The 22562-nt window shown below is 72.7% G+C and carries 19 protein-coding genes; 12 read left to right on the top strand and 7 right to left on the bottom strand.

Annotation, left to right across the window (positions count from 1 at the left end):
- Positions 1-336 precede the first annotated feature (336 nt).
- Positions 337-492 (bottom strand): hypothetical protein, encoded by a 156-nt coding sequence (locus ACQPXD_RS39310; protein ID WP_432827238.1) that lies wholly within the window; start codon positions 490-492, stop codon positions 337-339.
- Between the two features lie 97 nt (positions 493-589).
- Here ACQPXD_RS39310 and ACQPXD_RS39305 point away from each other — a divergent pair, with 97 nt between their 5' ends.
- The gene (locus ACQPXD_RS39305) at positions 590-1774 is read left to right on the top strand and encodes an MFS transporter (RefSeq protein WP_432827236.1); all 1185 of its coding nucleotides are present in this window, start codon (positions 590-592) and stop codon (positions 1772-1774) included.
- Positions 1775-1996: 222 nt separating this feature from the next.
- Positions 1997-3484 carry an SDR family NAD(P)-dependent oxidoreductase gene (locus ACQPXD_RS39300; protein ID WP_432827234.1) on the top strand — a complete coding sequence of 496 codons (1488 nt, stop codon included), beginning with the start codon at positions 1997-1999 and terminating at the stop codon, positions 3482-3484.
- Here the strand turns inward: ACQPXD_RS39300 and ACQPXD_RS39295 are convergent, their stop codons facing one another.
- The gene (locus tag ACQPXD_RS39295) at positions 3485-4186 is read right to left on the bottom strand and encodes a bifunctional nuclease domain-containing protein (RefSeq protein ID WP_432827232.1); all 702 of its coding nucleotides are present in this window, start codon (positions 4184-4186) and stop codon (positions 3485-3487) included. It abuts the gene before it with no gap.
- A 361-nt stretch (positions 4187-4547) separates the two neighbouring features.
- On the opposite strand from ACQPXD_RS39295, the gene ACQPXD_RS39290 reads away from it, so the two are divergent.
- Complete coding sequence (locus ACQPXD_RS39290; RefSeq protein WP_432827230.1) at positions 4548-4946, top strand: MerR family transcriptional regulator; 399 nt, start codon at positions 4548-4550, stop codon at positions 4944-4946.
- Between the two features lie 604 nt (positions 4947-5550).
- Here ACQPXD_RS39290 and ACQPXD_RS39285 read toward each other — a convergent pair.
- Positions 5551-6195: an FMN-dependent NADH-azoreductase gene (locus ACQPXD_RS39285; protein WP_432827228.1), complete on the bottom strand. Its 645-nt coding sequence runs from the start codon at positions 6193-6195 to the stop codon at positions 5551-5553.
- Positions 6196-6289: 94 nt separating this feature from the next.
- Between ACQPXD_RS39285 and ACQPXD_RS39280 the strand changes: the two genes are divergently transcribed.
- Complete coding sequence (locus tag ACQPXD_RS39280) at positions 6290-6832, top strand: MarR family winged helix-turn-helix transcriptional regulator (protein ID WP_432827226.1); 543 nt, start codon at positions 6290-6292, stop codon at positions 6830-6832.
- 27 nt (positions 6833-6859) lie between these two features.
- Here ACQPXD_RS39280 and ACQPXD_RS39275 read toward each other — a convergent pair whose 3' ends face one another.
- The gene (locus tag ACQPXD_RS39275; protein WP_432827224.1) at positions 6860-7891 is read right to left on the bottom strand and encodes a fatty acid desaturase family protein; all 1032 of its coding nucleotides are present in this window, start codon (positions 7889-7891) and stop codon (positions 6860-6862) included.
- 114 nt (positions 7892-8005) lie between these two features.
- Here ACQPXD_RS39275 and ACQPXD_RS39270 point away from each other — a divergent pair, with 114 nt between their 5' ends.
- Together ACQPXD_RS39270 and ACQPXD_RS39265 are read left to right on the top strand one after the other, a co-directional pair.
- Positions 8006-9307, top strand: a complete 1302-nt coding sequence (locus ACQPXD_RS39270; RefSeq protein WP_432844122.1) for a sensor histidine kinase — start codon at positions 8006-8008, stop codon at positions 9305-9307.
- Positions 9259-9894 carry a LuxR C-terminal-related transcriptional regulator gene (locus ACQPXD_RS39265; RefSeq protein ID WP_432827222.1) on the top strand — a complete coding sequence of 212 codons (636 nt, stop codon included), beginning with the start codon at positions 9259-9261 and terminating at the stop codon, positions 9892-9894. The genes ACQPXD_RS39270 and ACQPXD_RS39265 overlap by 49 nt, the downstream gene beginning before the upstream one ends.
- A gap of 22 nt (positions 9895-9916) precedes the next feature.
- On the opposite strand, the gene ACQPXD_RS39260 is transcribed toward ACQPXD_RS39265, so the two are convergent.
- On the bottom strand, positions 9917-11356 hold the full coding sequence (locus tag ACQPXD_RS39260; protein WP_432827220.1) for a DEAD/DEAH box helicase: 1440 nt from the start codon (positions 11354-11356) through the stop codon (positions 9917-9919).
- Positions 11357-11728: 372 nt separating this feature from the next.
- Here ACQPXD_RS39260 and ACQPXD_RS39255 point away from each other — a divergent pair, with 372 nt between their 5' ends.
- Positions 11729-12475, top strand: coding sequence for a M23 family metallopeptidase (locus ACQPXD_RS39255; protein ID WP_432827218.1), 747 nt, complete (start codon positions 11729-11731; stop codon positions 12473-12475).
- A gap of 10 nt (positions 12476-12485) precedes the next feature.
- On the opposite strand, the gene ACQPXD_RS39250 is transcribed toward ACQPXD_RS39255, so the two are convergent.
- Positions 12486-13592: an acetate/propionate family kinase gene (locus tag ACQPXD_RS39250; RefSeq protein ID WP_432827216.1), complete on the bottom strand. Its 1107-nt coding sequence runs from the start codon at positions 13590-13592 to the stop codon at positions 12486-12488.
- A gap of 18 nt (positions 13593-13610) precedes the next feature.
- Here ACQPXD_RS39250 and pta point away from each other — a divergent pair, with 18 nt between their 5' ends.
- Entirely contained in the window at positions 13611-15659 is a 2049-nt protein-coding gene (gene pta, locus ACQPXD_RS39245; protein WP_432827214.1) for a phosphate acetyltransferase, read from the top strand.
- A 14-nt stretch (positions 15660-15673) separates the two neighbouring features.
- Positions 15674-16024, top strand: a complete 351-nt coding sequence (locus ACQPXD_RS39240) for a VOC family protein (protein ID WP_432827212.1) — start codon at positions 15674-15676, stop codon at positions 16022-16024.
- 1254 nt (positions 16025-17278) lie between these two features.
- On the opposite strand, the gene ACQPXD_RS39235 is transcribed toward ACQPXD_RS39240, so the two are convergent.
- Complete coding sequence (locus tag ACQPXD_RS39235; protein WP_432827210.1) at positions 17279-18667, bottom strand: PLP-dependent aminotransferase family protein; 1389 nt, start codon at positions 18665-18667, stop codon at positions 17279-17281.
- Positions 18668-18819: 152 nt separating this feature from the next.
- On the opposite strand from ACQPXD_RS39235, the gene ACQPXD_RS39230 reads away from it, so the two are divergent.
- Genes ACQPXD_RS39230 through ACQPXD_RS39220 form a run of 3 tightly spaced genes read left to right on the top strand, consistent with a single transcriptional unit; the run spans position 18820 to position 22559 of the window.
- Entirely contained in the window at positions 18820-19656 is an 837-nt protein-coding gene (locus ACQPXD_RS39230; RefSeq protein ID WP_432827208.1) for a nitrilase-related carbon-nitrogen hydrolase, read from the top strand.
- Entirely contained in the window at positions 19653-21062 is a 1410-nt protein-coding gene (gene hydA, locus ACQPXD_RS39225; protein ID WP_432827206.1) for a dihydropyrimidinase, read from the top strand. Before ACQPXD_RS39230 ends, hydA begins: the two co-directional genes overlap by 4 nt.
- A 12-nt stretch (positions 21063-21074) precedes the next feature.
- Positions 21075-22559 (top strand): CoA-acylating methylmalonate-semialdehyde dehydrogenase, encoded by a 1485-nt coding sequence (locus ACQPXD_RS39220; RefSeq protein ID WP_432827204.1) that lies wholly within the window; start codon positions 21075-21077, stop codon positions 22557-22559.
- The last annotated feature ends 3 nt before the right edge of the window (positions 22560-22562 follow it).

Genomic DNA, 22562 nt, shown 5'->3' with positions numbered 1-22562 from the left:
CGCCGGGCGGGTGTCACCCCGGCGCCGCGCTTCGACCGGAAGTCTCCGTGATCATGCCGTACTGGCCACCGACACCATCGGTTTTTCATGATCACGGAAGAAACTTGTACACCTGTGTACCAAATGTCTCCACGATCATGGCGAACCCGCGGTGCGTCCGCGGCACATGCATGATCACGGAGACATCCGGTCGCCCCGGTGCGCCGCAAAGCGCCGCCTCGCCGGGCCTCGCGGTGATCGCTCTGCGGCGGCCCCCTGGTTCTTGCCTAGTTTCCTAGGATGCGGAAGGCGACGCCTGCCGGAGCACCCCCTGTGGGTGTCGGCGGCAGGCGGGAGTCAGCGGCTGGGCTGGCCGGTGCCGGGGCACTGGGCGGAGCCCGAGGCGGCGGCGTTGTCGGGCTGGTGAGCCGGCGTCGGGGAGCCGGCGTTGACGTAGACGCGAGCGCCGCAGACCGGGCAGCGGCTCATGGCCTGGGCTGACGTGGACGACACAGCGGGTACACCTCCCAAAGAACGGATCGGACATCACAGTGATGCCCGGTGTCCGCCCGGTCGGAACATGGGCCGGGCCGATGGCATGATCACCTTCATGTCGGTCACCGCTGTGCTGCGCGCCGCGCAGGTCGCCCGGGTGCTTGCCGCCAGCACCCTCGGGCGGCTGCCGCTCGGGGCCGCGCCGGTGGCCCTGCTGCTGTATGCCCGGGAGACCCTGTCGATCGGCGCCGCCGGGCTGCTCGTGGGTGTGTACACGGCCGGCCTGGCCGTCGGCGGGCCCGTCCTGGCGCGGATCGCCGACCGCTTCCGGCAGCCGCCGGTAATGCTCGGCGGCGCCGCCGTGTCGACCGCCGGGTTCGTTCTGCTTGCCCAAGGGGTACCGCTCTGGGCCGCCGCCCTCGCGGTGCTGCTCGCCGGGCTCGGCGCGCCCCCGTTCGAGGCCGGTTTGCGGGTGCTCTGGCGCGACCTGCTGGACGAGGCGGACGTGCCCACCGCGTACACCCTCGACATCGCCGTGCAGGAGCTCATCTTCATCCTCGGCCCGCTGGTGGCCGGCGCGGCGGTGACGGTCGGCGGCGGGGTCGCCGGGGTGTACACCACCGCCGTCCTGCAACTGCTCGGCACGCTGTGGTTCGTCTCCACGCCCGCGGTGCGGCGCTGGCGCGGCATGCCGGGGGAGCGGCACTGGGCCGGTGCGCTGCGCTCGGGCCGGCTGCGGCTGCTGCTGACCGCGGTGGTCCTGGTCGGCGCGGGCGTGGGCAGCCTGCCGGTGGCGCTGCTGGACTACGCGGAGACGGTCGGCCACCGTGAGTGGGCGAGCTGGCTGCTGGCCGCGCAGGCGTGCGGCGCCCTGATCGGTGGCCTCGTCAACACCAGGCTCCGGGTCGGCGGCACGCTGCTGCCGGTGCTGGCCGCGCTGCTCGGCGCGGGCTATGTCCCGCTGCTGCTGACGCCCGCTTCGGCGGTACTCATGGTGCCGCTCGCCATCCTCTGCGGCCTGTGCCTGCCGCCGTTGCTCGCCGCCACGTTCCTGACGGTGGACCGGATCGCGCCCACGGGCACGGCCGCGGAGGCGTTCGCCTGGGTGGCGACGGCGTTCTCGGTCGGCGCCGCCGCCGGGGCCGCGCTCGACGGCGCGATCCTCGATGCGGTGGCCTCGACCCGGGCCGGCTTCGTGCTGCCGCCGGTGGTCATCCTGCTGGCGGTGCCGTGGCTGCGCCCGGTGGCCCGGGCGGCGCGCTCCACCAGCGGCGAAGGGGATGTCTCCACGAATGGCTGAACCCGCCCGCCGCGCGCACCAACTTGCCCGGAAATGCCGGATTTGTCGGAGGTAGCCGTGTTTACTGCAGAGGTCACGAGAACGACCGCGACCCCCACCGAAGCAGTAGTGCAACGGGGGACGGTGGGCGCCGCGAGCGAGTAACGGGCCCGGATGGCAACGACGCCGTCCGGGCCCGTTACTGCTTGGTGTGCGGCCGCCTGAGTTGCGTACAGTTCCTGCGTGACCCCGCACGACCCCGACCACGATCACGACGCCGACCGCGACCACGGCCCCGGCATCGACCCCGAGCGGCTGGCGACCTGTTTGTCGGTCTTCGACGAGCTGCAGACGCTGCCGCCCGACCATCCCGACGTGCAGCTGGTGCGCCGGGCCACCTCGCACCTGTACAAGACGGTGAAGCGCCAGCGGCGCAGCGAGCGGCGCGCGGCCATCACCGAGGCCGACCGGCAGGTGACGGCGGCGACCGCGACCGGGGCGCCCGGCCGCATCGACGACGAGACGCAGGGCATCGCGCTGGTGTCGCCGACGGCCGGGGCGAGCGCGGGACGGCTGCTGCGGGCCCGGTCGTGCTACACGTGCAAGAGCCGCTATGTCGACGTCGACGCGTTCTACCACCAGCTGTGCCCGGCGTGCGCGAAGCTCAACCGGGAGCGGCGCGACCAGCGCACCGACCTGACCGGGCGGCGGGCGCTGCTGACCGGCGGCCGCGCCAAGATCGGGATGTACATCGCGCTGCGCCTGCTGCGTGACGGTGCGCACACCACGATCACCACGCGGTTCCCCAACGACGCGGTGCGGCGTTTCGCGGCGATGCCGGACAGCGGCGACTGGCTGCACCGGCTGCGGATCGTCGGCATCGACCTGCGCGACCCGGCGCAGGTGGCGGCGCTCGCCGACGACGTGGCCGCGCGGGGGCCGCTCGACATCCTCATCAACAACGCGGCGCAGACGGTGAAGCGCGCCCCCGGTTCGTATTCGCACCTGGTCGCGGCCGAGTCCGCCCCGCTGGTGCTGGAGGGCGCGATGCCGGAGGTGGTGACGTTCCACAAGGCCGACCCGCACGCGGAGCTGACCCTGGAGGCCGGGCTCGGCGTTGACGTCGCGCCGACCCTGATCCCGCCGGACGCGCTCACCGCGCTCGCGCTGACCAGCCGCAACACGACGCCGGCGAAGATCGCCGCGCTGACCGCGATCGACGCGGGCGGGCTCGTGCCGGACCTCGCCGACAGCAACAGCTGGGTGCAGACCGTGGAGGAGGTCGACCCGCTGGAGCTGCTCGAGGTGCAGCTGTGCAATGTGACGGCGCCGTTCATTCTGGTCAGCCGGCTGCGTCCGGCGCTGGCGGCGGCGCCGGCGCGGCGCAAGTATGTGGTGAACGTCTCGGCGATGGAGGGGCAGTTCAGCCGGCGGTACAAGGGACCGGGCCATCCGCACACGAACATGGCCAAGGCCGCGCTGAACATGCTCACCCGCACCAGCGCGGAGGAGATGCTCTCCGACGGCATCCTGATGACCGCGGTCGACACCGGCTGGATCACCGACGAGCGGCCGCACCCGACGAAGATGCGGCTGCACGAGGAGGGCTTCCACGCCCCCCTCGACCTCGCCGACGGCGCCGCGCGGGTCTACGACCCGATCGTGCGCGGCGAGCGCGGCGAGGACCTCTACGGCTGCTTCCTGAAGGACTACGAGCCGTCGAACTGGTGACTAGCGCAGCTGGTACAGCAGCGTGAACTTGCCGACCTGGACCTCGTCGCCGTCGTTGAGGGTGGCGCTCTTGACCCGCTCGCCGTTGACGTAGGTGCCGTTGAGGCTGCCCAGGTCGAGCATCGAGTAGCCGAACCCGCCGGTGTTGCGGTGGAACTCGACGTGTTTGCGCGACACGGTGTTGTCGTCGAGCACGATCTGGTTGGCCGAGTCGCGGCCGCAGCGCACGACGTCGCCGTCGAGCTGGAACTCGGCGCCGGCCTCGGCGCCCTTGCGGATCAGCAGGGTCGCGCGGCCCGTGGGCAGCTTCTCCATGTGCGCGGTCAGGTCGAGCGGCTGGGTCGGCCCCTCGGGCGCGGCGATGGAGGCGTTGGCGAGCAGCTCCTCGGTCGTCACGATCGGCACGCCCCAGTGCCGGGCCAGCGCGATCGCCTCCAGCGGTGCCGCCGGCACCCGCAGGCCCTCGCCGAGCACCAGCTGGAACGGCCCTTGCGCGGCGACCACCTCGATCGCGCGCAGCGGCGCCCGCAGCGCGGTCAGCGCGCGCTGGAACAGCTCGGCGCTGATCGGCTCGTCCATGCTGCGCGGGCCGCCCTCCACGGGCAGCTGCAGATGCCGGCCCGTGGATGGGTCCTTGAGCAGGACCACGGGACGGCTCTGCCAGGTCTGCGCTCGCACACCTACCACGACGAGCTCTCGCATGCCCCGCCTCCCGCGTCCGTAGCCTACGGCTTGTCCACCCCTGTAGTGCTTAACGGTACCGTGTCGGGCGATCGACGCCCTGGCCCGGTCAGGCCGATATCTATCGCCGGATGTGTCCGATGTGTCGCATCGGTCGGTGGACGCGCTCCGACCGGCCGACATGTTCCGGCCGGTCGGGGTGGTTGCGCTGGTAGCGGTCAGGAAGCCGACAGCGGCACCGCCGCGCACGTGGCTGTGCCGGGCGAGTCTCAGGTTCGTCTAGTACGGTGTCGACGGCGCCGGCCCGGCCTCGCCCAGGGTGCGGCGCTGACTCTTGAGATCATGTCGGGCGAACTAGCACGCGGCACTGTAGGGTTGGATCGTGTCAAGATTGCTGCGGATCGGGGAGCTCGCCAATCTCTCCGGCGTGTCGACCCGCACCGTCGACTTCTACACCGGGCTTGGCCTGATCGAGTCGGCGCAACGCACGGCCGGCAACTTCCGGCTCTATGACGCCTCGTGCGTCGACCGGATCGCCGCGATCAAGGTGCTCGAGGCCAACGGCGTGAGCCTGGCCGACATGGCCGAGGCCCTGGAGCGGGGGGCCGGCGACCTGACCGGCCAGCTCAGCCAGGTCCAGGGTGACCTGGAGACATTACGCGAGGCGGCCGTGCACGCCGGCCCGGCCGCCCACCAGTTGCTGCTCGCCTTGACGGCGCGGCTGCAGTCGCTCATCCACACGGCGATCGAGCTGACCAACAACCTGCCCCCGCTCGGCTAACCCGCCTACCGCGTCCCCCTGGCGCCCCCTATGGCCTGTATCGCAGTCAGGCACAGCCATTCGTTGATCGTGGCGATGTGCACCGCGGCTTCGTCGCCCCCCCCCCAGGTGCGCCACCCCGGGCCGCGACGGCGCGGTTGCGCTCGACCCGCGTGGCACTGCTGGCGGGGTTACGGGGCCCCGAAGCCGGTGCCCGGCCGCCTTCGCCCCCGGCTTGCGCCCTCCCACGCCGCCAGATCCAGCGGCCGGCTCAACTCCGCCGATCCACAGCGGCGCGACCCCCAGCGGCCCCGCCCCGCCGCGCGCGGCGCTGGTGACCCCTGCGGCCGGTGCGGCATTTTGCTTCCGCGATCATGCACCGGAGACGTCCACTGGCTGGGATGCGCGTGATCGCGGAGTGATAGTGCCGCTCCTGGTACATCATCGCTCCACGATCATGGAGATCCCGCCATTCGGGACGCTCCTCGGCATGATCACGGAGAGAAAGCGCCGCACCGCGGGCCCTTTACGGTTCGTGGTCGTTCAACCAACGACCGGAGACCGCGCTCACTGCCGATCTCGTCCACTCTCGGCCGCCCGGGTGTCCAGATTCGGACAAAAGCGGTCAGGCGGTGCGGAGTAGCTCCGCCACCCGGCGGCCGTGCGCGGCCGCGTTCTCGTGACCGGACTTGAGCAGGTCCGCGGCCAGGCCCCGCAGCGGCGCCATCGCCGGGTTGAGGTCGGCCAGGGTCAGCTCCGCCTCCGCGACGTGCACGTCGAGGCCGAGGACCTCGCCGAGCATGCGGCGCAGATACGGGCCGGCGTGGTCCCAGCCCTCCTTCGGCGCGCCCGGGCCGTAGCCGCCGCCGCGGCTGAGCGCCAGCACCGCCGGGCGCCCGGCGATCGGCAGGTCGCCGCCGGTCTTGAAGCGCGGGTTGAGCAGGATCATGTCGAGCCAGATCTTGATCTGGGCCGGCAGGCCCCAGTTGTAGAGCGGTACCGCGAAAATGTAGGCGTCGGCGTCGATCAGCTCCGCGGAGAGCTGTTCCATCAGGGCGGTCGCCTCCGGCGCCGGTGGCGCCGACGGGTCCATCGAGGCCCGCACGGCCGGCGCCCACAGGTCCGCCGGCAGCGGATCGAGGCCGAGGTCGCGGCGGGTCACGACGGCGTCGTGGTGCTCGGCGCGCCAGGCCTGCTCAGCGGTGTCGGCGAGCGCGCGGCTCACCGAGCCCTCGACCCGGATGCTCGCGTCGAGTCGGAAGAGATGCATCTGTGGTACCTCCACGGTGTTCAACGGCAACACAGAAAGTCTGCAATGCAGAACATCTCATGACAAGAGTGAGTGACATGCGTATCATTACGACATGACCCAGGCGCCGGAGAGCCCGGCTCAGACGCACTCCGACCTCCAGTCCGACCTGGGCTGGGCGCTTGGCGTGCTGCTGCGCGGCTACGCGAAGGGCGCCCAGTCGGTCATCGCCGGCGTGCCCGGCGGCCCCCGTGGCTACCAGGTCCTGACCTCCGCCGTCGACGGCGCCACCTACACGCAGCTGGCCCTGGCCAACAAGCTCGGCATCGACCGCACCGTCATGACCTACCTGCTCGACGACCTGGAGAAGGCCGGCGTGATCGAGCGCCAGCCCGACCCCGCCGACCGCCGCGCCCGCCGCATCGTCGCCACCGACGCCGGCCGGGCGACCCTGTGCGACCTGCAGCGCAAGCTCCGCCACGTCGAGGACCTGGTCCTCGGCGCCCTGCCCGAGGAGGACCGGGCCCGCTTCCGCGCCATGCTGCGCTGCGTCGCGGTCAGCCTCGACGAGCACGATCCCCTCGACAACGTCTGCAGCGTGGTCGACGCCCTGTCCGACGAGCCGCCGACCGGCAAGGTCCGCCGCCGCCGCGCCTGACCCGATCCGCGCGGCGGCGGCGGCACGTCAGCGGGCCGCGTGCGCCGCGCGGGCCGGAGCGCCCACCTCGTGCAGGTATTGCAGCGCCTGGCGGTACGAGGTGAGCAGGCTCGTCTGTTCGTAGGCCACGCCGATCTCCTCGCAGTACGCCTGCACGATGGGCTGCGCCCGGCGCAGGTTGGGCGTCGGCATGCCGGGGAACAGGTGGTGCTCGATCTGGTAGTTCAGGCCGCCGAGCGCCGCGTCGGTGAACCAGCCGCCGTGGACGTTGCGGGACGTGAGCACCTGCTTGCGGAGGAAGTCCTCGTCGCCGGTCGGGTGCGGCATGCCCTTGTGGTTGGGCGCGAACGTCATGCCGAGGTAGACGCCGAACACCGCCTGGTGCACGAGCAGGAAGGCGACGGCCTGCAGTGGCGACAGCACGAGCAGCAGCGCCGCCAGATAGCCGGCGGCGTGCAGGACGAGCAGCGCGCTCTCCAGGCCGCGGTGTTTGGTGACGCCGTTGCGCAGTGCCTTGACGCTGGAGACCTTCAGGTCGACGGCCAGCAGTGTGAGGAGCGGGAAGAACAGCGCGGCCTGGTGCCGGGTGATGAACGCCGCCAGCCCTCGCCGGCCCACGGCCGACGACGTCGCCCACACGAGCACCTCGGGCGCGACGTCCGGGTCGAGGTCGTCGTGGTTGGGGTTGTTGTGGTGGCGGGTGTGCTTGTCCATCCACCAGCCGTAGCTCATGCCGATACCGAGGTTGCCGGCCAGCAGCCCGGCGACCTCGCTGGGCCGCCGGGTCCGGAACACCTGACGATGGGCCAGATCATGGGCCACGAGCGCCACCTGGGCGAACGTGACGGCGAGGAAACCGGCCGTTACCAGCTGCCACCACGACGAGCCGATGAGCACGAACGCGGTCCAGCCGCCGAGCAGCATGAGCGTGACGGTGCTCAACCGGGCGAGGTAGTAGGCGGGCCGGCGCTCCATCAGCCCTTCGCGGTTGATCCGGCGGGCCAGGACGGCGAAGTCACTGCCCGCCGGCGCCCGCGGCGGTGTCGTGGTGATCGTCATGGCTCCATCACACCGTGCGGTGCGCGCCTCGTCAGGAGCGCCAGGTCCTCCGCCGTGGGGGTGCTAGCACCACCGTTGCGCCGTGTCATCCGCTGGCACAATGTGGCGGTGGGCATGACCGGAACCGGCGCGCGGACCGGCCGATGGGCCTGCCGGGGCGTGCGTTCGGCGCTGGCCGGCTTGACGGCGATCGGCCTGGCGGTCACCAACCTGCCGTTGCTGGTCATCTCCGTCGTCGTGCTGATCCTCACCCCCGTGCCGTTCCTGGGGCTGGCGCTGGTGCCGTGGACGATGAGCCTCGTCCGGATGCGCGCCGATCTGGAGCGCCGGCGCGCGTCGCGGACCGGCGTGCTGGTGACCCGCCCGTATCATCCGGCGCCGGAGCGGGCGGTGGCCGGTGGCTGGCAGCGGTTCCGGTGGACGGTGACGGACCCGGCCACGTGGCGCGACCTCGCGTGGCTCGCGCCGGGTGCGGTCGTCGGATGCGGGCTGGGCGCCATCGGTGTGCTCGTGCCGCTGTACGGGCTCGCCGGCATAGGGCTGACGCCGCTGTGGATCTGGCTCGGCACCGGCTGGTACGGCTACGGCGCGATCTGGTCCGTCGACACGCTCGGCGTGGCTCTGCTCTGCCTGCCGCAGGGCGCGGTCATCCTGACCGTCGGCCTGTCGGTGGCGCCCTGGCTGCGCCGCGTCGACGCGCACTTCGCGCGGCTGTTCCTCGCGCCGACCAGGACGGCCGAGCTCCGGCTGCGCGTCACGCAACTGACGGTGACGCGGGCCGACACGGTGGACGCTCAAGCGGCCGAGCTGCGCCGCATCGAACGCGACCTGCACGACGGCGTCCAGGCCCGGCTGGTCTCGCTGCGCATGGTCATCGGCCTGGCCGACGAGATCCTCGACCGCAACCCGACCGGCGCCCGCAAGCTGCTCGCCGAGGCCCTCGAGTCCAGCGGCGCGGCGCTGGTCGAACTGCGGCACCTGGTCCGTGGCATCCACCCGCCGGTGCTCGCCGAGCGCGGGCTCGGCGGGGCCGTCCGCGCGCTGGCGCTCAGCCTGCCCGTGGACATCGCGGTCGAGGTCGACCTGCCGGGCCGGCCCGACACACCCGTCGAGTCCGCGGCGTACTTCGCCGTCGCCGAGACGCTGACCAACCTGATCCGGCACAGCCGCGCCCGCAGCGGATCGGTGACCCTGCGCCATGAGCACGGCGTCCTCAGCATCGTGGTCACCGACGACGGCGCCGGCGGCGCCGATCCGGAGGCCGGCTCCGGCCTGCGCGGCATCGAGCGCCGCCTTGCCGCGTTCGACGGCACCATGGCGCTGTCCAGCCCGCCCTCGGGACCGACCGTGATCACGATGGAGCTGCCGTGCGCGTTGTCATCGCCGAAGACCATGCCCTCCTCCGTGACGGACTGACCCGGCTGCTGCAGGCGTTCGACTTCGACGTCGTGGTGGCGGTCGACAACGGACCGGCGCTGCTGCCGGCGCTGCTGGCGCACAAGCCCGACGTCGCGGTCATCGACGTCCGGCTGCCCCCGACCTTCACCGACGAAGGACTCCAGGCCGCGATCGCCGCCCGGACCCGGATGCCGGGCCTGCCGACCCTGATGCTCTCCCAGCATGTGGAGCCGCTCTACGCACGGGAACTGCTCGGTAGCCCGCACGGCGGCGTCGGCTACCTGCTCAAGGACCGGGTATCGAACATCGGCGAGTTCATCGACGCCGTCGAACGCGTCGCCGGCGGCGGCACCGCCATGGATCCGGAAGTGATCTCGCAGCTGCTGGCCCGCAGCGAGCCGCTGGCGGTGCTCACCGCCCGGGAGCGGGAGGTACTCGGCGAGATGGCCGAGGGCCGCTCCAACTCCGCGATCGCCGTCAAGCTCGGCATCACCGAGAAGGCGGTGAGCAAGCACATCAACAACATCCTCACCAAGCTGGACCTGCCGCCCTCCGACGACGACAACCGGCGCGTCCGGGCCGTGCTCGCGTATCTCAACGCCTGACCGGGCCGCGCGCCCGGCCGCTTCAGCGTCCCCGGCGGCGGCCGCCCACCCGCGCCCGCGCGGAGAACGCCGCGGCGCCCGAGGGCCCGTCCGGCGCAGCCGGGGCGCCGGCCCCGCCGCCGGCCGCCGAGTGCGCCGCCACCCGGGTGACGGTGGCGCGCGCCCCCGCCCGCGATCTCCCGCCGCGGCCGGCGCGGCGCGGCGCCGGCGCATCCGCCGGCGCATCCGCCGGCGGCGGGCTGCCGGGCGGCGGCGCGGTGAACGACCGCTCGCCGGGAACGATCTGGCTCAGCCGCGGGTCGCCGGGGCCGAGGCGCGTGGTGGCCGGGGAGATACCCGCCTTCCGGGCCAGTTCGCGCACCTCGGCGACCTGGTTGTCGGTCATGAGCGTCACGACCGTGCCGTGCGCGCCGGCCCGGGCCGTGCGGCCGGATCGGTGCAGGTATGCCTTGTACTCCACCGGCGGGTCGGCGTGGATGACGAGCCGGACGTCGTCGACGTGGATGCCGCGGGCCGCGATGTCGGTCGCCACCAGCGTCGTCACGGTGCCGTCGGAGAAGGCCAGCAGGTTGCGGCTGCGCGCGGACTGCGCCAGGTCGCCGTGCAGTTCCACGGCCGGGACCCCGGCGGCGACCAACTGGCGGGTCAGCGTCTTCGCCCGGCGCTTGGTCCGGGTGAACACCACCGTGCGGCCCGGCGCGGCGGCGAGATTCGCCAGCACACCGAACCGCTCGTCGTCGCGCACGTGCAGCACGTGGTGCGCCATCGCCGCCACCGGCGACAGCGCCGAGTCGACGCTGTGGGTGACCGGGTCGGTCAGGAACTGCCGCACCAGCACGTTGACGCCGGCGTCCAGCGTCGCCGAGAACAGCAGGCGCTGGCCGGCCCGCGGGGTCAGGTCGAGCAGCCGCCGTACCTCCGGCAGGAACCCGAGATCGGCCATGTGATCGGCCTCGTCGAGCACGGTGATCTCCACCGCGTCGAGGTGGGCGTGGCCCGACCGCACGTGGTCGGCGAGCCGGCCCGGGCAGGCGATGAGGACGTCCACCCCCGCCCGCAGGCGCTCGATCTGGGCGGCCGCCCCCACGCCGCCGAAGACGGCCAGCGTCCGCAGCGACAGCGCCTGCGCCAACGGCGCCATCGCCGCCTGGATCTGGGTGGCGAGTTCGCGGGTGGGCGCGAGGATCAGCGCCCGCGGCCGGCCGGGCCGTCGCGGCGAACCGCTCGCGGCCAGCCGGGCCAGCACCGGCAGCACGAACGCGTAGGTCTTGCCCGAGCCGGTCCGGCCCCGGCCGAGCACGTCGCGCCCGGCCAGCGTGTCCGGCAGCGTCGCGGCCTGGATCGGCAACGGCTCGGTGATCCCCGCGGTGGCGAGGGCCCGGGTCAGCACGGCGGGCACGCCGAGGTCGGCGAACGTCGTGGACTGGGACGATGGTGTGTGACGAATGCGGCGGGCCGCCATGCATGCTCCAGACGTGAAGGGTCGTGCGGGCCGGCGCCGATCGGGAATGGTCGCGGCGCGTGGAGCCGGCACAACAAAGAGCGCCCGGGGGTCAGATACCCACCAGGCGCTGGCAAAGTATTTGGTAGTCATACTGCAACGGGTCGACAGTACCACGCCTTCAGGCCCCGGGCGACCGGCGCGGTTCGCGGCCGCTGGGTCACCGAACGGATGGCCGGCGGCGGCCCGGGCTCGCCGCCGATCTGGGCTACGCCGCCCGCTCCTGACCCTTGGCCGTGCCGCGGCGTCAATCGGTCAGGATGTGCGGCCCGACCGGACGGCCCGGCCCCGTGCCGCTTGGGCGGCGCGATCCGTGCGCGTAGGGTGGCGGCGATGTCTGTGCTGCGTATACGCCTCGCCGCGGTCGCGGTCCTCGTCGCCCTCGGCGCGGCCGGCTGCGGCGGCGGCGACGAACCCGCGCCGCCCGGTTCGGCGCCCGCCCCTCAGGAGTCGCAGGGCCGCCAGGTCGGCGACTCGCCGGCCGCCTCCCCGTCCGGCGGCGGCGCCAACGCCAACGCCGGGCTCGGCGCCTCCGGCGCGACGGGCACACCCGGCGCGACCAAGCACGTGTTCCCGGTGCAGGGCAACAAGGGGTCGTACTCCCACGACCACCACGACTACCCGGCCAGCGACATCATCGCCAACTGCGGCCTCACCGCGCTCTCCCCGGTCGACGGCACCGTGCTCGAGGTGACCCGCGTCGACACGTGGACCGCGAAGGTCAACGAGGGCTCCTCCCGCGGCGGCCTGTCGGTGTCGATCCTCGGCGCCGACGGCGCCCGGTACTACCTCTCGCACTTCTCCGCCGTCGACGAGGGCATCGAGCCCGGCACCCCGGTCACCGCCGGCCAGCCGATCGCCAAGGTGGGCCGCACCGGCGACGCGAGCGCCTGCCACATCCACTTCGGCCTGTCCCCGGCGTGCGCCAAGACCGGCGACTGGTGGACCCGCCGCGGGGTGATCTGGCCGTGGTCGTACCTCGACGCGTGGAAGGCCGGCAAGGAGAAGTCCCCGGTCGCCGAGCTCAACGCCTGGCAGAAGCAGCACGGCTGCCCCACCAAGCCCACCGTCGACCCGTGACCGGCATGCGCTAGGCGCGCAGCAACGCGGCGGTCTGCTCGGCGATCGAGCGCTCCTCGTCGGTCGGCACCACGCAGACCGTCACGCGGCCGCCGTCCGGGCTGATGACCTGCTCGTTCGCCGCGTTGCGGGCCTCGTCGACGGCGATCCCCCAGCCGTCGAGGCCGGACAGGGCGGCCGCGCGCACCTCCGGCGAGTGCTCGCCGACGCCGGCGGTGAACACGATCGCGTCGAGGCGGCCCAGGACGGCGTGGTAGGCGCCGACGTACTTGCGGATGCGGTGGCAGTACACCTCGAAGGCGAGCGTGGCGTCCGGGTCGCCGGCGGCGCGGCGCTCGAGCAGGGCGCGCATGTCGTTGACGCCGGCCAGGCCGAGCAGCCCGGCGTGGCGCTGCAGCGTGTCGTCGACGGCGGCGAAGTCCAGGCCCGCGACCCGGTGCAGGTAGCCGCCGACGGCCGGGTCGAGGTCCCCCGAGCGGGTACCCATGACCAGGCCCTCCAGCGGGGTGAGGCCCATGGACGTCTCGACGCTGCGCCCGCCCCGCACGGCGGTGGCGCTGGCCCCGTTGCCCAGGTGCAGCACGATCAGGTTGAGCGCTTCCGGCGCGCGGCCCAGCAGGGCGGCGGCGCGGCCGGTGACATACGCGCACGAGGTGCCGTGGAAGCCGAAACGGCGGATGTCGTACCGCCGGGCGAGGTCCCGGTCGATCGCGTAGGTGGACGCGGCCGGCGGCAGGGTCGCGTGGAACGCGGTGTCGAACACGGCCACGTGCGGCACCGACGGCAGCGCCGCCCGCGCGGCCTCGATGCCGATGATGCCGCCCGGGTTGTGCAGTGGCGCCAGCGGTACGAGCTCGTGCAGGGCCGCGAGCACGGTGTCGTCGACCAGCGTCGGCCGGGTGAAGCGCGGCCCGCCGTGCACGATGCGGTGCCCGACCGCGTCGATCGGCACGCCGCCGAGGCCCGCCAGCACCTGCCCGATGGCGGCCGTGTGGTCGGCCACGCCGCCCGGCTCGCCGATCTTCTCGATCAGGCCGCGCGTGTTGTGATCCGGATCGGTGAGGTCGACCACGCGGTACTTCACGGAAGAGGAGCCGCTGTTGAGCACGAGGATCATGCCAGGCAGACTACTGCCGTGGCGCGTATCGTGTACCTCGTCGAGCATGGTCCCGACTCCGGAAAGTCGGCGGTGGCCCTGGGCCTGGCCGAGCTGCTGTCGCGCAAGGTGCCCCGCATCGGCGTGTTCCGGCCGGTGGCCCCGGCGTCCGAGGACGTGCTGCTGGAGCTGCTGCGTTCGCGGTACGACATCAAGCACGACCGGCTCTACGGTGTGACCTTCGCCGAGGCGTCCAAGCTGCACGCGGAGGGCCGCGGCGAGGAGCTCGTCTCGCTGCTCGTCGAGCGGTTCCGGCCGCTGGCCCAGCAGCACGACGCGGTCGTGGTCATCGGCACCGACATCGACGACGACCTGGCGTTCAACGCGCGGCTGGCCAACGAGTTCGGCGCCGCGATCGTCTCGGTGGTCAACGGCTCCGGCCTCGATGCGTCCACATTGGACTCGGCGGCCCGGCAGGCCTACCACGCGCTGGCCGACCTCGACGCGACGGTCGCCGCCGTGATCCTGAACAAGACCCCCGGTGTGGTACCGGCGCCAAAACTCCCGGTGCCGTGCTACACGATCCCGGAGGTGCCCACCGTCGGCGCGCCGACCGTCGCCGAGGTCGCCGCCCAGCTGGGCGCCAGCGTGGTCACGGCCGGCGGCGACCCCGACTCGGCGCTGGGCCGCGACGTGCTCGACTATGTCGTCGGCGCGGCGCAGGTGCCCGCCCTGCTGACCCGCCTGACCCCGGACTGCCTGCTCATCACCCCCGGCGACCGGGCCGACCTGCTGGTCGCGGCCGGCGCCGCGCACGCCTCCGGCCTGATGCCGATCGCCGGCATCGTGCTGACCCTGGGCATCGGCCCCGACCCGGCGGCGCTGGCGCTGTTCGAGCGGCTCAAGCCCAACCTGGCGGTGCTGTCGGTGCCGACCGCCAGCTACGACACGATCGCCGCCTCGACCCGGGTCGAGCACCGGCTCAGCGCCGCCAACCCGCGCAAGGTGGAGGCCGCCCTCGGCGCGTTCGAGGCGTCGGTGGACACCGCGGAGCTGGCCTCGACGCTCGAGCTGACCGCGTCTTCGCGGGTGACGCCGCTGATGTTCGAGTACGATCTGATCGACCGCGCCCGGGCGGACAAGCGGCACCTGGTGCTGCCGGAGGGCACCGAGGAGCGCATCCTCCGCGCGGCCGACATCCTGCTGCGCCGCGGCGTGGCCGGCCTGACCCTGCTCGGCGACCCGGCCGCGATCCGGGCGAAGGCCCGCGACCTGGGCGTCGACGTCGGCGCCGCGGAGCTGGTCGACCCCGTCACCAGCCCGCTGCGCGAGGAGTTCGCCGAGGTCTACCGGGGCCTGCGCGCCCACAAGGGCATCACCCTGGACCTGGCCCGCGACGTGGTGCGCGACGTGTCGTACTTCGGCACCCTGATGGTGCAGCTGGGCCACGCCGACGGCATGGTCTCCGGCGCCACCCACACGACGGCGGCGACCATCCGCCCCGCCTTCGAGATCATCAAGACCGTGCCCGGCCTGAGCGTCGCCTCCAGCGTCTTCTTCATGCTCCTGCCCGACCGGGCGCTCGTCTACGGCGACTGCGCCGTCAATCCCGACCCCGACGCCGCCCAGCTGGCCGACATCGCGCTGTCCTCGGCCGACACCGCCGCCCGCTTCGGCGTCACGCCCCGCGTGGCCATGCTGTCCTACTCCACGGGCACGTCCGGCACCGGCGCCGACGTGACGAAGGTCGCCGAGGCCACCGCGCTGGTCCGCGCCCGCCGCCCGGACCTGCCGGTGGAGGGCCCCATCCAGTACGACGCGGCCATCGACCCGGCCGTGGCCGCCACCAAGCTGCCCGGCAGCCCCGTCGCCGGCCAGGCGACGGTGTTCGTGTTCCCCGACCTCAACACCGGCAACAACACCTACAAGGCGGTGCAGCGCTCGGCCGGCGCGGTCGCCGTCGGCCCGGTCATGCAGGGCCTGCGCAAGCCGGTCAACGACCTGTCCCGCGGCGCGACGGTGAAAGACATCGTGAACACGGTGGCCATCACCGCCATCCAGGCGCAGGGTTTTTTGTCGTACCCCTAGGGCACGATGAGAGGATGATTGCGAGACTTTCGACGGTCGTGCTGGACACCCCGGATCCGCATGCCCTGGCCCGCTTCTACGCGGAGCTGCTCGACCTGCCGATCACGAAGGTCGACCCCGACTGGATCGACATCGGCGACGGCGCGAGCCGGATCAGCTTCCAGCTGGCCCCCCACCACATCCCGCCGCAGTGGCCCGACCCGAGCTACCCTCAGCAACTGCACCTGGACATCTGGGTCGACGACATCGACGCCGCCGAGTCCCACGTGCTACGCCTGGGCGCCCAGCTGCTCTCGACGAAGGAGCCCGGCTTCCGCGTCTACAGCGACCCGGCCGGCCACCCCTTCTGCCTGGAGTACGACTGACACCTGCCGCCCCGGCGGACCGCCCACGGCCGCCTGCCCCGCCGCCCAGCACCCACCCACGCCCCGCCCGGCCCGCGTGGCATCGCCGGACTGGGCCCCGCGGCATCGTGCGCAGCCGGCCCGGACCGGCGCGTGCAGCGCACGGACCGGTCTGCCCGCGTCGGCGCGGCGTAGCGAGCAGCCAGCGCGGGCAGGCTTCGCGCACAGCGCGGGCGGCGCGGGGAAGCGCGTGCGGCGCGGGGAGCGGGCGGCGCGTGTGGCGTGGGGAGCGGGCGGCGCGTGTGGCGTGGGGAGCGGGTGGCGCGTGTGGCGTGGGGAGCGGGTGGCGCGTGTGGCGTGGGGAAGCGGGTGGCGCGGGGAAGCGCGTGTGGCGCGGGGAGCGGGTGGCGCGGGCGGCGTGGGGAGCGCGGGCGGTGCCGGGAGCGGGGGCGGCGTGGGGAGCGCGGGCGGTGCCGGGAGCGGGGGCGGCGTGGGGAGCGCGGGGCGGCGCGGGCGGCGGGGGAGCGCGCGCAGTGCGGGCGGGCAGCCGGCGGCCACCGCAGCTGGGCGTCGATGGCCATCGTTGCGGGCACGGCGGTCACCGGCCCCGTCCCCTGGGGTGGTGCGGCAGGTCGGATATTTCAGATGTATCACCCGTCAGGCGGACGTCCGATTTGTGTGGTTGGGCCGGGCGTATGTCTCCGTGATCATGATGCTCGTCGCGGCCGCACTACGGGTTTGCCATGATCCCGGAGACTTTCGGTACACGGGGGTACATCAGCGCTCCGTGATCATGAAAAACCGTTGGTGTCGGTGGCGGGTGGGGCATGATCGCGGAGACTTCTGGTCGGTGTGCTGTGCTCCGCGGCGCGCAGCGCCGGCCGGGTGGGATCGCGGATCGCGGTCGCCGTCGGCGGTATGGAGGCGCGGGCCGGGCATCGCGGTCGCCGGCGAGCCTGCCGCGCAGGACTGCCGGTGTGGGTTAGCGCCAGCTGCGGGGTGGCTGGGGGTGCGGGGGCGCTGCCGCGCTGCGGGGTGGTGGTCGCGGGCGGGCGAGCTGCGCGGGAGGGCCGGTGTGGGTTAGCGCCAGCTGCGGGGTGGCTGGGGGTGCGGGGGCGCTGCCGTGCAGCGGGGTGGTGGTCGCGGGTGGGCGAGCTGCGCGGGAGGGCCGGTGTGGGTTAGCGCCAGCTGCGGGGTGGCTGGGGGTGCGGGGGCGCTGCCGCGCAGCGGGTGGTGGTCGCGGGCGGGCGAGCTGCGCGGGAGGGGCAGTGTGAGTTAGCGCCAGCCGCGGGGGTGGCTGGCGGTGCGGGGGCCGCTGCCGCGCAGGGGGGCGCCGGCCGCCTCGGCGAAGATGTCGGCCAGGGCCTCGACGTCGTCGCGGATCAGGCCGGCGGTGATGCGGACGTGGTCGCTGTCGAGGTGGTTGACCTCGAACGGGGCGCCCGGGGCGACCGCGATGCCGTGCGCGGCCAGAGTGAGCATCGCGACCTGCTGGCTGGCCACCGCCATCCAGATGTTGATGCCGTCCGCGCCGGTGGCCGTGACGCCGCGGGTGTCGAGGGCGTCGAGCAGGGCGGTGCGGCGGCGGGCGTACTCCTCGCGGGCGTAAGCGATCTGGCGGACCGTCGCCGGGTCGGTCAGCAGGTCCACCAGCACGGCCTGCAGCAGGCGGCTCGACCAGCCCGGCCCGAGCAGGCGGCGGTCGGTGACCGCGGTGACCACCGACGCCGGGCCGCCGATCGCGGCCAGGCGCAGGTCCGGGCCGTGGCTCTTGGAGAAGCTCAGCACGTGGACGGTGCGCTCCGGCAGGCGCCGGCCCAGGCTGACCGGTGCGGCGGTGGCGATGCCGCCCGCGTGGTCGTCCTCGATGACCGTGACGCCGGGGTGCTTGGCCAGCACCCGGGCCAGCTTGTCGGCGCGGGCCGCGGTCATGCTGGCGCCGGTCGGGTTGTGGGCGCGCGGCTGCAGGTAGAGGGCGACCGGCTCGACGCCGGCCAGCGCGGCGGACAGCGCGTCCGGGCGCACGCCGTGCTCGTCGATGGGCACCCCGACCACCGTGGCGCCGACGGTCTCCAGCAGGTCGAGCACGGGCGGGAACGCCGGGTCCTCGACCAGCACGTGGTCGCCGAAGCGCACCACGACGCCGGTGATGCGGTCCAGGGCGTCCAGGGCGCCGTCGACGACGGTCAGCTGCTCGGGCGGGAAGGGCCAGCGCTCCCGCAGCGCGTCCTCCAGGCTGGGCAGCACCGCCCCGTCGAGGTAGCTGGTGGTCAGCCGGGCGTCGCCGATGCGCTTGAGGGCCTCGGTGAGGCTGGGCAGCAGGTCGTAGTCGGGCACGCCGGTGGAGTAGTCGCGCAGCAGGCCGGCCCGCAGCTCGCCGACCCTGCCGCCGAGCTGGGCGTAGCGCAGCCGCTGGCGGGGTAGGGAGGGGCCGGCCACGAACGTGCCGGAGCGGCCGCGGGTCTGGATCGCGCCGGCCCGGGCCAGGCTGCGCCAGGCCTCGCTCACCGTCGTCGGGCTGATGCCCAGCTCGCGGGCGACATCGCGGACGGTGGGCAGGCGGGTGCCGGGCGCCAGCGTCCCGGCGGTCACCAGGCGGCTGACGGCAGCGGCGATCCCCCGGGCGCTGCGGTCGTCGACCGCGCCGGCGATGAGCGCGAGCAAATTACATCTCCGAAACATTCTGTAACGGTCGAACCATTGTCCGCCTAGATTTGTGTCGTTAGTGTCCTACGGCATCCGACCCGAGACAAGGTCGCCTCCGCCGGACAATTCCCCGCTACCGGCCCACGTCGGGCGACCAGAAAGGGGTAGCCATGACAGTCATCCGGGCCGCCATAGTCCAGACCAACTGGACCGGCGACAAGGAATCGATGATCAAGGCGCACGAGGACTACGCCCGACAGGCCGCCGCCCAGGGCGCCCGGGTGATCTGCTTCCAGGAGCTGTTCTACGGCCCGTACTTCTGCCAGGTGCAGGACTCCGCCTACTACGAGTACGCCGAGTCCATCCCCGGCCCGACCACCGAGCGCTTCCAGGCCCTCGCCGCCGAGCTGGGCATGGTCATGATCCTGCCGATGTACGAGCAGGAGCAGCCCGGCGTGCTCTACAACACCGCCGCCGTCGTCGACGCGGACGGCAAGTACCTCGGCAAGTACCGCAAGAACCACATCCCGCAGGTGAAGGGCTTCTGGGAGAAGTTCTACTTCCGCCCCGGCAACCTCGGCTATCCCGTCTTCGACACCGCCGTGGGCAAGGTCGGCGTCTACATCTGCTACGACCGGCACTTCCCGGAGGGCTGGCGCGCGCTGGGGCTCAACGGCGCGCAGATCGTGTTCAACCCGTCGGCGACCAGCCGCGGCCTGTCCGCCTACCTGTGGCAGCTGGAGCAGCCGGCCAGCGCCGTGGCCAACGAGTACTTCATCGGCGCGATCAACCGCACCGGCATCGAGCCGCTCGGCGACAACGACTTCTACGGCACCAGCTACTTCGTCGACCCGGAGGGCAAGTTCGTCGGCGAGGTCGGCGACGCCAACAACCCGGAGCTCATCGTCCGCGACCTGGACCTGGACCTGCTCGCCGTGGTCCGCGACCGCTGGCAGTTCTACCGCGACCGCCGCCCCGACGCCTACGGGGAGCTGGTGCAGCCGTGAGTGCGACGTTGATCAAGGGCGGGACGGTCGTCGGGCCGCAGGGTGCGATCCCCGGCGACGTGCTGATCGTCGGGGAGAAGATCTCCGCGATCTTCATGCCCGGCGACGGGCCGACCGAGGGCGACTTCGACGTCATCGACGCGACCGGGAAGTACGTCATCCCCGGCGGCGTCGACGCGCACACCCACATGGAGATGCCGTTCGGCGGCACCAAGGCCAGCGACACGTTCGACACCGGCACGCGGGCGGCCGCGTTCGGCGGCACCACCACGATCATCGACTTCGCCATCCAGCGCTACGGCGAGGTGGTCCAGGACGGCCTGGCCGCGTGGCACGCCAAGACGCAGGGCGAGTGCCACATCGACTACGCCTTCCACCAGATCCTCGGCGGCGTCGACGACGACGCCCTCAAGGCGATGGACCAGCTCGTCAACGAGGAGGGCATCACCAGCTTCAAGCTCTTCATGGCGTACCCCGGCGTCTTCTACAGCGACGACGGGCAGATCCTGCGCGCCATGCAGAAGGCCCGGGACAACGGCGCGCTCATCATGATGCACGCGGAGAACGGCCCGGCCATCGACGTGCTCGTCAAGCAGGCGATCGAGCGCGGCGAGACCGACCCGATCCACCACGGCATCACCCGCCCCGAGGCCCTCGAGGCGGAGGCGACCAGCCGGGCGATCTGGCTGGCGAGCGTGGCCGCCGACTGCCCGCTCTACATCGTGCACCTGTCCGCCAGCAAGGCCCTCGAGCAGGTCGCCGCCGCCCGTGACCTGGGCCGCAACGTGTTCGCCGAGACCTGCCCGCAGTATCTGTACCTCACGCTGGAGGACCAGCTCGGCGCGCCCGGCTTCGAGGGCGCCAAGTGGGTCTGCTCGACGCCGCTGCGCAGCAAGCACGAGAGCCACCGCGCCGACCTGTGGCGGGGCCTGCGCAGCAACGACCTGTCCGTGGTCTCCACCGACCACTGCCCCTTCTGCTTCAAGGACCAGAAGGAGATGGGCATCGGCGACTTCTCCAAGATCCCCAACGGCATCGGCAGCGTCGAGCACCGCGTCGACCTGCTCTACCAGGGCGTGGTCGACGGCCAGCTGTCCCTGGCCCGCTGGGTGGAGACGATCGCCACCACGCCGGCACGGATGTTCGGGCTGTACCCGCGCAAGGGCGTCATCGCGCCCGGCTCGGACGCCGACATCGTGCTCTACGACCCCTCGGCGCGCACCCGTATCAGCGTCGAGACGCACCACATGAACATGGACTACTCGGCGTGGGAAGGCTACGAGATCGCCGGCAAGGTCGACACGGTCTTCTCCCGCGGGACCGTGATCGTCTCCGGCGACACCTACCACGGCCGCAAGGGACACGGGCAGTTCCTCCGCCGGGGCCTGTCCGACTACCTGGTTTAGGGGTTACAGCACATGCGTGAGATCAGACATTGGCTCGACGGGCAGGCCGTCTCGGGCACCAGCGGCCGCCGGCTGCCGGTGTACGACCCGGCCACCGGCGAGCAGCAGGCGTACGTCGTCGCCGCGACGGCCGCCGAGACCGACGCGGCCGTCGCCAGCGCGCTCGCCGCCTTCCCGGCCTGGCGGGCGGCGTCGCTGTCCCGCCGGGCCGAAGTGATGTTCCGCTTCCGCGAGCTGGTCGACGCCAACCGCAAGGAGATCGCCGCCCTGGTGAGCTCCGAGCACGGCAAGACCGTCGCCGACGCCGGCGGCGAGCTGGCCCGCGGGCTGGAGAACATCGAGTTCGCCACCGGCGCGCCGCACCTGCTCAAGGGCGGCTACAGCGAGCAGGCCTCGACCGGCATCGACGTCTACTCGATCCGCCAGCCGCTCGGCGTCGTCGCCGGCATCACGCCGTTCAACTTCCCGGCCATGGTGCCGATGTGGATGTTCTGCAACGCGCTGGTGTGCGGCAACACGTTCGTACTCAAACCCAGTGAGAAGGATCCGTCCGTCTCGCTGCTGCTCGCCGACCTGCTGCGCCAGGCCGGGCTGCCCGACGGCGCGTTCAACGTCGTGCAGGGCGACCGGGAGGCCGTCGAGCGGCTCATCGAGAATCCCGACGTGCAGGCGCTGAGCTTCGTCGGATCCACGCCGATCGCCAGGTCCATCTACGAGCAGGGCACCCGGGCCGGCAAACGGGTCCAGGCGCTGGGCGGTGCGAAGAACCATATGGTGGTACTCCCCGATGCCGACGTCGACGCCGCCGCGGACGCCGCCGTCTCGGCCGGCTACGGCTCGGCGGGGGAGCGGTGCATGGCCGTCGCCGTCGTGGTCGCGGTCGGCGCGATCGCCGACCCGCTGGTCGCCGCGATCGGCGAGCGGATCGGCCGGATCGCGGTCGGCCCGGCCACCGACCCGGCGGCCGAGATGGGCCCGCTCATCACCCGCGAGCACCGCGACCGGGTGGCCGGCTACCTCGCCGAGCCCGGCACCGCCGAGGTCGTCGTCGACGGCCGGTCGGCGCCGATCGCGGACGGCCCCGGGTTCTTCCTCGGCGCGTCGCTGGTGGACAAGGTCAGCACCGACTCGCCGCTCTACACCGACGAGATCTTCGGCCCGGTGCTGTCCGTGGTCCGCGCCGAGAGCTACGACGAGGCCGTCAAGCTGGTCAACGACAACCAGTACGGCAACGGCACCGCCATCTTCACCCGCGACGGCGGCGCCGCCCGGCAGTTCCAGTACGACGTCGTCTGCGGCATGGTCGGCGTCAACGTCCCGGTGCCGGTCCCGGTCGCCTACTACAGCTTCGGCGGCTGGAAGTCCTCGCTCTTCGGCGACCTGCACATGTACGGCCCCGAGGGCATCCAGTTCTACACCCGCAGCAAGGTCGTCACCTCGCGCTGGCCCGACCCGGCCACCTCCGAGGTCGACCTCGGCTTCCCGAAGGTCCGGTGACGG

The organism is Dactylosporangium sp. CA-092794 (genome assembly GCF_050948465.1).
In the GTDB taxonomy this organism is placed as follows: domain Bacteria; phylum Actinomycetota; class Actinomycetes; order Mycobacteriales; family Micromonosporaceae; genus Dactylosporangium.
This window is presented reverse-complemented; position numbering and strand designations above follow the sequence as displayed.

Bases quoted from the DNA above. Each gene is read 5' to 3' on its own strand.
- ACQPXD_RS39305 (WP_432827236.1), top strand. From the start codon at position 590: ATGTCGGTCACCGCTGTGCTGCGCGCCGCGCAGGTCGCCCGGGTGCTT.
- ACQPXD_RS39295 (WP_432827232.1), bottom strand. From the start codon at position 4,186: ATGCGAGAGCTCGTCGTGGTAGGTGTGCGAGCGCAGACCTGGCAGAGC.
- ACQPXD_RS39285 (WP_432827228.1), bottom strand. From the start codon at position 6,195: ATGCATCTCTTCCGACTCGACGCGAGCATCCGGGTCGAGGGCTCGGTG.
- ACQPXD_RS39280 (WP_432827226.1), top strand. From the start codon at position 6,290: ATGACCCAGGCGCCGGAGAGCCCGGCTCAGACGCACTCCGACCTCCAG.
- ACQPXD_RS39275 (WP_432827224.1), bottom strand. From the start codon at position 7,891: ATGACGATCACCACGACACCGCCGCGGGCGCCGGCGGGCAGTGACTTC.
- ACQPXD_RS39270 (WP_432844122.1), top strand. From the start codon at position 8,006: ATGACCGGAACCGGCGCGCGGACCGGCCGATGGGCCTGCCGGGGCGTG.
- ACQPXD_RS39260 (WP_432827220.1), bottom strand. From the start codon at position 11,356: ATGGCGGCCCGCCGCATTCGTCACACACCATCGTCCCAGTCCACGACG.
- ACQPXD_RS39255 (WP_432827218.1), top strand. From the start codon at position 11,729: ATGTCTGTGCTGCGTATACGCCTCGCCGCGGTCGCGGTCCTCGTCGCC.
- ACQPXD_RS39250 (WP_432827216.1), bottom strand. From the start codon at position 13,592: ATGATCCTCGTGCTCAACAGCGGCTCCTCTTCCGTGAAGTACCGCGTG.
- ACQPXD_RS39240 (WP_432827212.1), top strand. From the start codon at position 15,674: ATGATTGCGAGACTTTCGACGGTCGTGCTGGACACCCCGGATCCGCAT.
- ACQPXD_RS39230 (WP_432827208.1), top strand. From the start codon at position 18,820: ATGACAGTCATCCGGGCCGCCATAGTCCAGACCAACTGGACCGGCGAC.
- ACQPXD_RS39220 (WP_432827204.1), top strand. From the start codon at position 21,075: ATGCGTGAGATCAGACATTGGCTCGACGGGCAGGCCGTCTCGGGCACC.